A 12,302-nucleotide genomic window follows, 5' to 3' on the forward strand; every position below is an offset into this window, starting at 1 on the left:
GCAGCTTTCGACGGGAAGCGGACAGATTCTCTCCTCGTCACCCCGGGCTTGACCCGGGGTCCCGCTTGAAATCGAAGTCAGTGAGTGAGTCAAAAAGCGGGATCCCGGGTCAAGCCCGGGATGACTGAAGTGGGTGGCTGATCGCCCGCTTCTCACCCCAAAACAAACATCGCCTTCAAATAGGTCTTTCCTACATTATCCGGCCGTGCCAGCTTTAATCCGGCTCTTTCATTCGGTGAACAAAAAGCGGTCTCTGCCTGCTTGCGGGTGCGACCATGATCGGACGTGCCGCGCACATCCAGCACTCCGCGACTTGCAAATCAGGGCTCTCACAGGGCTGAACTTTCCTGAACTTTGGAATATTGCGCCGACCCGATCCCGGATCCAGCCGAGCGATGTCCAAAGAGGGCAACGGCAACTCCCCACCCCTAACCCGCCATCCCGAGCCACCCCGCAAGCCCCCCGCCCGCGACGATCGCCGGCGTGACCCACGCGCCCTTGACGCGCCACACCACCGCCAGCGCCGCGGCAAAGAGTAACAGCGCAAACAGGGGATCCGCCACCCGTGCGCCCGTTGCTTGCCCCAGCTGGACGAACGTCGCGGCAATGATGCCGACCACCGCCGCGGCAACGCCGGCGAGAACGCGGTGCAGTGCGGGATTCTCGACAATCGCCTCCAATCGCTCGAACAGGATCAGCGAAAAGGCGAAGGCCGGCAGGAACATGCCTGCGGTGATCGCCAGCGCGCCGCCCGGACCCCCCGCAACATAACCGACGAAGGTCGCGAAAATGACCAGCGGCGCCGGAAGCACGCCCGCCAGCGCGATCCCATCGAGAAAAGTCCCGTCGCCGATCCAGCCGCGCCCTACGGTATCGGCTCGAACATAGGGGATCGCGGTATAGGCGCCGCCAAAGGTCAACAGCCCACCCTTCAGCCCCGCGACAAACAGCGCCGCGAGCGTGACGGGAGCTGCGGTCGCAGCCGAAGCAGCCGACATCGCGGGCTGAGCCATCAGATCGATCGCCACCGCGACGCCCGTCGCGGCGATCAGGGTCGCTATTGCGACCGCGGGACGATGCGCCGCGGCATAGACGAGGCCCCCGGCAACGAGCGGAATCCAGAAGGGCACGCCCGCCAGCGTGGCGAGCAAGCTCGCCGCGGCAATCAGCGCGAGCAGCCAATCCTCGACGATATGCTGCCCGATCCGAACCACCGCGCGCAGGATGATCGCCAGCACCGCGACCTGCACGCCGAGCAATATTCCCGCAAACCCGGTCCTGCCCGCGATCCACTCGACATAAAGCCAGCCGGCGACGAGCATCAGCGCCAGCCCCGGCAGCATGAACCCCAGCCCCGCGAGCAATCCGCCGATCCGGCCGCGCGCGACCATGCCCAGATGCACGCAAAGCTCGTGCGCCTCCGGCCCGGGCAGGACCTGCAGCACCGCGAGCAGCCGGTTGAAACGCCCCGGATCGATCCAGCGCTCCTCGTCGACCAGCGCCTGCCGGATCATCGCTATCTGCGCGACCGGTCCACCAAAGGCCAAGCATCCGAAACGCAGGAATTTCAGGAACAATGCCGCCAGGCTGAGCTCTGACGGGCGGGTTGAGGCAAGATCGGTTGTCATATTAACGCTCCGAGCGCCGCAAAATGCAGCGGATGGAGCGGAACTTGGGCGGAAGACCCCGCCTGAACGGGCGTCCGCACCGGCCCGTTGCCGCCGATATCGTCCGAAGCCTGAACGAAGTCAATTGTGGTGATGGGCGCAGTTCGAGACCTAACGCGGCCGACCACGGCGGGGTAGGCACATCGATACCGGTCGAAGGTCCCCATTCGAGCGGTTGCCGACCTCTCCATCATCGTCACCCCGGACTTGATCCGGGGTCCCGCTTGATTTCGAAGGCCGGTGGATGCGAATAAAAGCGGGATCCCGGGTCAAGCCCGGGATGACGAAGTGGCTGACGCAACGCCCGCTCACTACCCCAAAACAACCTGACAACTACAACCCGCCATCCCCCTCGCCCGGCGGACCGCGGGCCAAGTTGCCGCCCGATTGCGCTTCGGCCCGTATCGCAACGTCGCGGCTCAGCGGCTTCAGCGCCACCGTCCCCAGCCGCACCCGCGGCATCGCCTTGCCGGGTGCCGCGCTCAGCACAAGCGCGCCGTCGAGCCGCAGCGCCGCCGCCGACGCCTTGCCCGGCCGCACCGTGTAACGGCCGTAAGCGACGCCCTCGAACAGGAAATAGCCGTCGAATTCGGTGATCGTCGTCGCGCGCAAACGTCCCTCGGCATCGACCAGTTCGACGCTCAATCCCTCGACCGGATTGCCGCCGTCGCGGCGCAACACACCCTCGATTTCGCCCGCCGCCGCCATGGGCAGCAGCACGCGCGTCGCCACCCCAGGCCGCGGGGTCACCACGACACCCGGCAACGCGGGCTGGACATAGGGGTCGGGCAGGCTGCCCGCATCGATCCCGATCATCACCGGGCGGAAAGGTTCAAGGCCGTCGATCGCGCCAAACCCCGCCCTGTCGGTCGCCGCATCGACGAACGCATTGCCAGCGGTCAGCGGCACGTCGGGCAACGCAGTTTCGCCGGGCTGGCGGACCCCGTCGCCATTCTCGTCCATCCATACCTCGGCGACGACTTGTCCGCGGCTCGCGAGCTTCTCGCTCGAAACGCGCCAGCCGCCGTTCGATTTCGGCCCAAAGCTGAAGGCGAGCGCCAGCGATGCCGCGACCGATCCGTCGCTCGCGACCTCCCCAAAGCCCGTAAGCTGCAGCTTATTGAAACGGCGCGTATATCCCAGACCCGCCCGCGCGCGATCGAGGCCCCGGTCATAGCCGAGTTCGGTGCGCCATTCGGCATCGCCCCTTCCGGCCCATTCGCCGATCAGCGTCATGCGCGAATCCGCATTGGCGCCCGACAGCGCAAAACGCGCCTCACCACGGACGCGAACGCGCCCGATGCGGGCGTTGGCGAGCAGGCTGGCGGACAGATTGTCAGGCGGATCGGGACCAACCGGCACCTTCGTCCGACTCCAATCGAGCTGCCCGGTAAAGGTCAGCGCGCGAAAACTCGCCGACGCGCGGGCGCTCGCTTCCAGACTGTCCACCCCCGACCATCGTTCGACGTGCCGCACGTCGAAATGCAGCGGCAGCACCGTCCGCCCCAGCTTGACCGACTGGTCGATCGACACCGAAGAGATACCGTTGATATTATTGATCAAACGGTCCGAAACAAACCCGCCCCACCCGCGCATCGCATCGGCGCGAATATAGGTCTCGCCGAATGCCGCAAGCCAGCTCGCGCGCGCCGCCAGACCTCCATTGTCGGCATAGCTTCCGCCCACCTCCAACAAGGTCGGCCCGATCGACCGGCGCAGCGCTACCTCGCCATAATTATAGCGGACATTCTCGATCATCAGGCTGTGGAAATAGGCCGCGGCGGAAGTGCGCGTGTCGAGCCCGCGTTCGAGCCCCATCGTCCCGCGCCAGCCGCGCCGAAATGCGCCGCGCCTTTGATTTCCGAACTCGATCAGATCGGCATTTTCCTGCGCGAACCCCGCCCAATACCAGGTCTGCTGTGGCGGGATCGAATCCATTCCCACCTGCACCTGCCGGATTTCGCGCCTGATCTGCCCCTGCGGTCCGTAAAGCACGATCTCAAAACGGTTCGCGCCATATTGCAGCGGCACATCGACAAATTCGTAGCGGCCGTCGCCGTTCGGGCTCGTAAAGGCGAGCAGCTGCCCGTTGCGATAGAGCTCGGCATCCCAGCCCGCGGGCAAGTCGCCGCGAAAGGTCGTCTTGTCGAAGGCGTCGGGCCGCTCGATCGGCCGGTTGGTGAGCACCGCGCCGCGCCCCGGCGCCGACGCCGCGACGATGCCGGTCGAGAGCAGGCTGACATCGCCCAAGCCATAATGCGTCGCCCTCAACGGGCCGAGCAGCCGCCCCTGCGGATCGGTACGATAGAGCCGCATCCGCAAACTGTCGGGCACCCCCTCATTATCCGATGACAGCCGCGCGTCGAAACTCTGACCTGCCACCTCGCCCGCCGCGAAAATCTCGTAACGTCCCTGGACATAGGACCCGCCGCGCTTGTCCGAGACCACACCCGCCGACGCGACGACATCGACCGACGGCATCGCCCATGCCTGATATGGCCGCGCTGCTTGCGGCAGACTTGCAAGGTCGAAAGCGGCCTGCGGGCGGATCGAGGCTGCGCGCGCGCGGCGTTCGGCGGCGAGCTGGAACGGCAGCTTGTCCTTCGAGTCGATCCGCAGCACCGCATTCGACAGATCGGCGGCGAGCGGAACGCCCAGCCACTCGTTCAGACTGGCCAATTCGACGCACCACCCCGCAGGCGTGTCGCGGATCGTCGTGGCGGTCAGGCGAAAGCTCTGGCTTCCCGCGCGTACTTCGCCCGCGTCGCGGTCTATCGCAAGACTCCGCCGCTCGTCGAACACCCAGCCGGTTGCGCGGCGCAACTTTTTGTCGACGCGCACCGCGAGGTCGAGCGCGAGCACGACATCGCCCAGATCGACGCAGATCCCCTGCGGCGTCTGATAGCCGCGCACCCCGTCGCCGACCCGATATTGCCCCGAGCGCATGTCGAACAGCCAGCTGTCATCCTCGTTCGGCGACCAGCCGTCGCCCGCGATCGAAACGGGCTTTTTTTCTACGGCTTCGGCGCCGGCAGGAAGCAGCCCCACCAGCGCGAACCCGGCCATCGCCGCCTTCATCCATCGGGAAAGCGCCGCGCGGATCATCATCCCGCCCCGCTCCGCTCCCGCAACCTACATCGTCATTTCACCACCCGCTCGGCCTCGTCGATCGTGCCGCCGCCGATTTCGCGATCTTCGGTGTAGCGGATCTGCACCGGACCTTTCAGCTTCGCCGCCAACTCGCCAGGAACGCGGAGCGATACCTTGCGCGCGCCGACTTCCGGATAGACCGCAATCCCGCGCGCAACGAGCAGCGGCTCGGCCAGCCCGGGCCGTGTCACCTCGATATCGCCATAAACCGAACGATTGCCCGTGCGCGAAAGGTCGAAATTGAACGCCGGGCCGTCCTGTGTCTCGCTGACCCAGGCTTCGCCGATCGACGCTTCTGCGCCGAGATCGCCGACCCGTACGATCACCGGAATTGTGATCCCGTAAATCGGCGTGAGTGCGATCGACACGCCTTCGCTTACCGGCTTGGGCTCGGCGGTCGCCGGCGCCGCATCGGGCACCGCGCGGAACAGCATATGCGCGCGATATTCCCCCGGGGGCGTTCCTTCGGGAAGACGCACACCGACGCGCACGACCTGCGGCTGGTTCGGTGGCAGCGTGACGCGGCGCGGGCTGAAGACGATCATGTCGAGCGCGGCGCGCTCCGCAGTCGTCACATTCTCCTCGGCAATCTCGTCGAGCCCGCCGTCGGCCGTCATCCGCTTGATCTCAAGGCTGATGCGATAGGTTGCAGGCGTCTTGCCGATATTGTTCAACACCACTTCGGTCCCGCGCGATCCGTCGAGTATGACGCGCGTCGGCGCGACGAGCAGGTCGCCCGCCGCCAGCGCGGGCGATACCACGGCGCCAAGCGCAGCCGCGGTGAACAGGCCAAAGGCCTTCAAAAAACGAAGCATTGGATACGATCCCCACAATCGTCCGGGAGCCGGCCCCACACCGTCCCGATGGTCGCATCCTGCCTGCACCGACATGGTTGATATTTCGCTAACCAACTGGCGTCAGGACCCGATATCTTCGCCATTCGGTCGCCTCGATCGCGCAATTGGCGGGTTCTGATCCTGGTGGTCCGGACGAAGAAAGGGGTCGCCGGACGCGCGCCCGTCGACCCCATTTTAATGGCTGGCGGATCTCGGCCCGCCAGGCCCCCCAACGCTTATTGGTAGTTTGCGGTGACGTTGAACGTCCCGGAATAGTCGCCCGATGCCTGGTTGGCGCCCACGCTCAGCGTGCCGCCGACCTGAAAGCTGCCACCGGTCGGGCTCAGCGTGATGTTCGGCGACGAATAGGTCAGCGTCGACGTCATCGTGCCGCCGAGCGAACCGTTGAGCGTGACGGTCGAATCGCCGCCAACGAGCACGACGGCGCCGTTCGTACCCTGAACATTATAGCTGCCCGCCGTCGTCGTGCCCGTGCAGGTCAGGCCCGCGCCGCAGGTCGCGGCACCGGCGGTCGACACTGCGACGGTCGAAGCCGTCGCGCCGCTGATGATCGTCGCATATTGCAGGTCGCTGGTCTTGGTGAGCGTGATCTGGCGAAGGATCTTGGCCGTGGCCGTCCCGGTGGCCGACGCCGCCTGCGCCGCCGAGGCGTTCATGGCGAGGGCAGCAATCGCGGCGCCCAGAAGGGCGCGCTTCATTCCAAAGTTGCGCATATGATTTGGTCCCTTGATACCGAAGAATTTCGGTCGAATTTTCGAATGGATATCCCACCCCATTCGCCGACTCGTTTAGACAGGGACCTGTTCAGGCTTTGCCAGCAAGATTGGTTAACGACGCAGCAAGAACTGGCCGGAGGAGACCGATATATTATCGTGAAATCAATATGCTATCTATGAATAGCGAAGAATGCCGCACCGCCCGATTTTTCGTCGACGGCCCGGACTGATACATTTTGATGCGCGTTATGGCGCGAATCAGATCCCCTCGCCCGAAAGCCGCTGGCAAATCATGTCGAGCTGGTCGAGCGACGCGAATTTCAGCGTCAGCGCCCCCTTGCCCTCGCCCGCATATTGGATGGCAACGCCAATCCCAAGCAGCTCGGACAGATGCCGCTCGACCGCGACGATATCGGGATCGCGCCCGCCATCCATGCTCTTATATTCAAGCGGCGCCTTGCGCGGCGCATCGTCGCCCTTGCTCGCGCGGACCAACGCCTCGACGGCGCGGACCGACAGGCCTTCCTTCGCGACGCGGCGCGCGATCGCTTCGGCGTCGTCCGCGCCGATCAGCGCGCGCGCATGCCCCATCGCCAGCGATCCGTCGCCAACCAGCGCCTGCACGCTTTCGGGCAAGTCGAGAAGGCGCATCAGATTTGCAACATGGCTGCGCGACTTGCCGACCAGCTTCGCCAGCGCTTCCTGATTATGCCCGAAATCGTCGATGAGGCGGCGATAGGCACTCGCCTCTTCGATCGCGTTGAGGTCCTGGCGCTGGATATTCTCGACCAGCGCGATCTCATAGGTCGCGGCGTCGTCGAGTTCGCGCACAAGCGCGGGAATCTGATGCAGCCCGGCACGCTGCGCTGCGCGCCATCGCCGTTCGCCCGCAACAAGCTGATAGCCGTCTCCGTCGGGCGACCGGCGGACGATGATCGGCTGCAGCAATCCGCGCAGCCCGATCGAATCGGCCAGTTCGGCGATCGCATTCTCGTCGAAATGGCGGCGCGGCTGACCGGGGAGCGGACGAATCGATCCGACCCCGACATGCTGCACGGCATCGCCCGATACGGGCGCAGCCGCCTTCGCAGCGCCCCCGGGGGTCGCCAGCACCGGGGCCTCGACGGCAACATCACCGAACAGGGCATTGAGCCCGCGGCCGAGCCCCGAGGGCCGCTTGCGCGCTGGCGTCGATTCCGATCCAGTTTCGTATTTATTATCAGCCATTTATGCAGCCTTGCGGACGTTTGGAAGCCGGTCGATCAGCTCACGCGCCAACGCGATATAGGCGGCCGATCCGGCGCAGCGGTGATCATAGATCAGCGCGGGAAGCCCGTGGCTCGGCGCTTCGGACAGGCGGACGTTGCGAGGGATGACCGTTTCGAACACCACCGGGCCAAGCACCTCGCGAACGTCATCCGACACCTGATCTGTCAGCCGGTTGCGGCGGTCGAACATCGTCAGCGCGACGCCGAGGATCGACAATTTCTGGTTGAAGCGCTCGCGCACACGCTCGACCGTGGTGAGGAGCTGGCTGAGCCCCTCGAGCGCGAAAAATTCGCACTGCAGCGGCACGATCAGCGATTCGGCCGCAATCAGCGCATTGAGCGTCAGCATCCCGAGCGACGGCGGACAGTCGATCAGGCAGATATCCCACTGCCCCGCCTCGGCGCTCGACAGCGCCTGTTGCAGGCGGTGCAGGCGATCTTGAAATTCGATCAGTTCGATCTCGGCGCCCGACAGGTCGACCGTAGCGGTGACGATATCGAGCCGCGGGACGGCGGTCGGAATCGCGCATTCGGCAAGCGTCGCGTCGCCGCGTAGCAATTCATAGCTCGAACATTCGCGTTGCGATTGCTTGATACCGAGCCCGGTCGACGCATTGCCCTGCGGATCGAGATCGATGATCAGCGTGCGCCAGCCGGTGGCCGCGAGCGCGGTCGCCAGATTGATCGCCGTTGTCGTCTTGCCGACCCCACCCTTTTGGTTCGCCACGGCAATGCGGATCATCGCTTTCCTCGCTGTTTTGCCGATATTTTTCCGGAGCCGACCAAAATCTGGCTCTCAGCGTCCGTACGGCTCTGTTCCACGTGGAACATTCTCTGCCATGGCTCGGGCAGCAAAGCCAGTTCCTTAACTGCGTTTCGTCCTTTTGGCAGCAGCCAGCGCGTCGATTCGGTGGAAAAACGGGCGGATAAGTCGAGCAGCTTGTCGAGTGGAGCGAAAGCGCGCGCGCTGATCGTCGCGGCCGGCCGCGTTTCAATACGTTCAAGCGGCGCTTCGGCAACCTCGACATGCGCCAGATCAAGTTCGGCGGCGACCGCGCGGAGAAAGTCGCAGCGCCGCTTGCGCGATTCGACAAGCAGCATGGGTCGCGCGCTCAGGATCGCGACGACCAAACCCGGCAGCCCCGGTCCACTCCCCAGGTCGATCCAGAGCCCCTCGCCCTCACACGTGTCGAAAGAAAGAAGCTGCGCACTGTCGGCTATATGGCGAACCCAGATATTGGGGATCGTCGACGCCGCGATCAAATTTTGCTGCCCATTTTCTTCGACGAGCATCTGCACGAATCGTTCGAGCTTCGCCCACTGGTCCGCCGTCGGCGCAAAGCTATCGCCGATCCATCCGCGTGCGCCCTCTTCGCTTTCTACGATCACGCCGCGCGCCGCCGGCTATGCACCATGATCGCCGTCAGTGCCGCAGGTGTCACTCCGTCGATCCGCGCCGCCTGCCCCAGCGTCTCGGGCTGCGCCCTCGTCAGCCGCTCGACCATCTCGCGCGACAGCCCGCCGATCGCCGCATAGTCGAGCGTGGGATCGAGTGCGATCGCTTCATTCGCCGCGAGCGCGCGAAGTTCGGCATCCTGCCGCGCGATATAGGGCGCATAATGCGCGTCCTCGCCGATCTCCGACAGGATAGCTGGATCGATCGAATCGAGTTCGGGCGCCAGAACGGCGAGCCGTGCGACCGACATGTCGGGGTAGCGCAACAGGTCGATTCGCTTGCGCATGATGCCATCGCCCGGAAGCGCGAGGCCGACGGCGGCATAATCGGCCGTTGCGACGGACGCGTCGAGCAAAGCTTCGGCCTTCGCGCGTTCGGCCTGTCGCGCCGCAAACAACGCCGCAGTCGCCGGGCGGACCAGCCCAAGTTCGATCCCTTTCGGCGTCAGCCGTGTAGCAGCATTGTCGGCACGCAGCCGCAGCCGATATTCGGCGCGCGCGGTGAGCATACGATAGGGCTCGGTCACCCCCTGCAGAACAAGGTCATCGACCATCACGCCAATATAGGATTCGCTGCGATCGAGGATCAGCGGGTCTCGCCCCTGCGCGGCCAGCGCGGCATTTGCGCCAGCGACCAGGCCCTGCGCCGCCGCCTCCTCATATCCGGTCGTCCCATTGATCTGTCCCGCGCAATAGAGTCCCGGCATCGCGCGCACCTGCAACGTCCGGTCGAGCGCACGCGGATCGATATGGTCATATTCGACCGCATATCCCGGCACGACCATGTCGACCGTTTCGAGCCCTATCATCGTTCGGAGCATCGCGAGCTGCACGTCAGCGGGAAGCGAGGTCGAAATCCCGTTTGGATAGACCAGAAAACTGTCGAGCCCTTCGGGTTCCAGAAACACCTGATGCCCGTCGCGATCGGCAAAACGATGGATCTTGTCCTCGATCGACGGGCAATAGCGCGGACCCGCTGCGCCGATCGCCCCGGTAAACAAGGGCGAACGATCGAGATTTGCCGCGATGATCGCATGGCTTTCGGCATTGGTGCGCGTGATCGCACAAAAAACCTGCGACACCGTGCGTTCGCTGTTCCACGTGGAACAGGTCCAGCGCGCACCCTCCGCGCTATCCGACGGTTGCTCGTCGAGCCGCGCCCAGTCGATCGTTCGTCCGTCAAGCCGCGGTGGCGTGCCCGTCTTGAGCCGCGCCATCGGGAGATCGGCGGCACGCAATTGTTCGGCGAGCCGGTGTGCGCCGGCTTCACCGATACGCCCGCCCTGCATCCGCTCCTCGCCGCGAAACAGTCGGCCGCCAAGGAATGTCCCGGTTGCGAGCACGACCGCGCTGGCTTTCAGCATCGACCCGTCTGCAAGGTCGAGTCCTTCGACCCGACCCTCGTCCGAAAGCCGAAGCCCCGCCGCCTCACCCGCGACGACGGCGATGCCGTCCTCGGCCGCGAGAAAATTCTGGATCGCCGCGCGATAAAGTTTTCGGTCAGCCTGAATGCGCGGCCCCTGAACTGCCGCGCCCTTCGAAGCGTTGAGCATCCGGTAATGGATTGCGGCGCGGTCGGCAGCGCGCGCCATCCACCCATCGAGCGCGTCGACTTCGCGCATCAGATGCCCCTTGCCCAGCCCACCGATCGCTGGGTTGCAAGACATCGTCCCGATCAGCGAGGGGTCGAAACTGACGAGCGCGACACGCGCACCAAGCCGCGCTGCGGCCGCCGCAGCCTCGGTTCCAGCATGCCCACCGCCAACGACGATGACATCGAAAATCGCTTCATTCTGCATGATTGTGGCGGCCTTTAGCGCAAAGCGCGCATCGAATCCACCGCGCTGCGACCGGCGCGATGTTTCACGTGGAACATCATTTCCCGATGCAGAAACGCCCGAACAACGCGTCGAGCATATCCTCCACTCCGGCGCGCCCGGTGATCCGGTCGAGCGCCGTCGCAGCGAGCCTAAGCCGTTCGGCGAGCAGGATTAAATCGCGCGCTTCGCGTGATCCTACCTCGATCGTGAGCCAATCGCGCGCTTCGGCGAGCGCGACACGCTGACGCTCGCGCAGCGCCGCTTCACCCTCGCGCGGCAGCAAGGTCCGCGCCATGTCGACAATATAGCGATGAAGCCTGTCCATCCCCTCGCCCGTCGTTGCCGACAGGACCAGATCGCAGCGCGCCGCTTCGGCCTCTGCCGCCGCATCACCGGACCAGCGATCGGCCTGCGCTGCGATCAGGATAGCGCGCGGATGTTGGGGCGCTTCTTTCGGCGCCCCAAGCCAAAGCAGGATGTCGGCGCCTTCAACCGCCGCCTTCGCGCGGTCGATCCCGATCGCCTCGATAACATCGGCACCTTCGCTGCGAATTCCCGCGGTATCCGAAAAGCGCATCGCGATGCCGTCGAGCGCGAGCGGGGTTTCGATCACGTCACGCGTCGTCCCGGCCACCGGCGAGACAATCGCCAGCTCGCGCTGCGCCAAGGCATTGATCAAGGTCGATTTTCCGGCGTTCGGCGGACCCGCGATTACAACTGAAAGCCCTTCGGCGATCACCTCCGCCGCCGGCCGCGCCAGCCATTCGTCCATCTCGCCCGAAAGCGTCCCCATCCCCGCAATCAAACGCTGCGCGACACTTTCGCCAACTTCGACATCATCCTCATCGGCAAAATTGAGCTCGGCCTCGGCGCCCGCCATCAATCCGAGCAGCCGATCCTGCCATCCCTCCACCGCGCGCGACACATGCCCGCTTGCCATGCCAAGCGCCTGCACCCGCTGACTCTCGGTCTCCGCGGCGAGAAGATCGGCAAGCCCCTCGGCCTCGGCGAGATCGATCTGCCCATTTTCGAACGCCCGCCGTGTAAATTCGCCAGGTTCGGCGCGCCGCAAGCCCGGCAGTGCGCCCAATGCCGTTTCGACTGCCGCGACCACCGCACGCCCGCCATGCAAGTGCAGTTCGGCGAGGTCTTCGCCCGTCGCCGTCGCTGGACCGGGGAACCACAGGATCAGCGCGCGATCGAGCGGCATACCCTCCGCATCCTTGAGCGCCGCAAGCGAGGCATGGCGCGCTTCGGGCAATCGTCCCGCCAGCGCCCGGAGCGCCGATCCCGCCGCTGGCCCGCTCACGCGTACGACACCGATCGCCGCCGGCGGCATCCCGCTCGACAGCGCAAAAATCGTATCTCT

General features: G+C 65.1%; 9 protein-coding genes. All 9 read right to left on the reverse strand.

Annotation, left to right across the window (positions count from 1 at the left end; genetic code table 11):
• Positions 1-428: 428 nt before the first annotated feature.
• A complete protein-coding gene (gene chrA, locus SC1_RS19620) occupies positions 429-1,628 on the reverse strand; it encodes a chromate efflux transporter (protein ID WP_062186219.1) in 1,200 nt (399 codons plus the stop codon).
• 372 nt (positions 1,629-2,000) lie between these two features.
• Positions 2,001-4,775 carry a carboxypeptidase-like regulatory domain-containing protein gene (locus SC1_RS19630; protein WP_238586788.1) on the reverse strand — a complete coding sequence of 925 codons (2,775 nt, stop codon included), beginning with the start codon at positions 4,773-4,775 and terminating at the stop codon, positions 2,001-2,003.
• Positions 4,776-4,807: 32 nt separating this feature from the next.
• Positions 4,808-5,632: a molecular chaperone gene (locus SC1_RS19635; protein WP_062186223.1), complete on the reverse strand. Its 825-nt coding sequence runs from the start codon at positions 5,630-5,632 to the stop codon at positions 4,808-4,810.
• A 257-nt stretch (positions 5,633-5,889) separates the two neighbouring features.
• Positions 5,890-6,387, reverse strand: coding sequence for a DUF4402 domain-containing protein (locus tag SC1_RS19640; protein WP_062187028.1), 498 nt, complete (start codon positions 6,385-6,387; stop codon positions 5,890-5,892).
• 261 nt (positions 6,388-6,648) lie between these two features.
• Entirely contained in the window at positions 6,649-7,617 is a 969-nt protein-coding gene (locus tag SC1_RS19645) for a ParB/RepB/Spo0J family partition protein (RefSeq protein ID WP_062186225.1), read from the reverse strand.
• Positions 7,618-8,400 (reverse strand): ParA family protein, encoded by a 783-nt coding sequence (locus tag SC1_RS19650; RefSeq protein ID WP_062186227.1) that lies wholly within the window; start codon positions 8,398-8,400, stop codon positions 7,618-7,620.
• Complete coding sequence (gene rsmG, locus SC1_RS19655; RefSeq protein WP_062187029.1) at positions 8,397-9,044, reverse strand: 16S rRNA (guanine(527)-N(7))-methyltransferase RsmG; 648 nt, start codon at positions 9,042-9,044, stop codon at positions 8,397-8,399. The genes SC1_RS19650 and rsmG overlap by 4 nt, the downstream gene beginning before the upstream one ends.
• Positions 9,044-10,912, reverse strand: coding sequence for a tRNA uridine-5-carboxymethylaminomethyl(34) synthesis enzyme MnmG (gene mnmG, locus SC1_RS19660; RefSeq protein WP_062186229.1), 1,869 nt, complete (start codon positions 10,910-10,912; stop codon positions 9,044-9,046). The genes rsmG and mnmG overlap by 1 nt, the downstream gene beginning before the upstream one ends.
• A 76-nt stretch (positions 10,913-10,988) precedes the next feature.
• Positions 10,989-12,293, reverse strand: a complete 1,305-nt coding sequence (gene mnmE / locus SC1_RS19665) for a tRNA uridine-5-carboxymethylaminomethyl(34) synthesis GTPase MnmE (protein WP_274520288.1) — start codon at positions 12,291-12,293, stop codon at positions 10,989-10,991.
• Positions 12,294-12,302: the final 9 nt, after the last annotated feature.

The organism is Sphingopyxis sp. C-1, from assembly GCF_001047015.1.
In the GTDB taxonomy this organism is placed as follows: Bacteria; Pseudomonadota; Alphaproteobacteria; order Sphingomonadales; family Sphingomonadaceae; genus Sphingopyxis.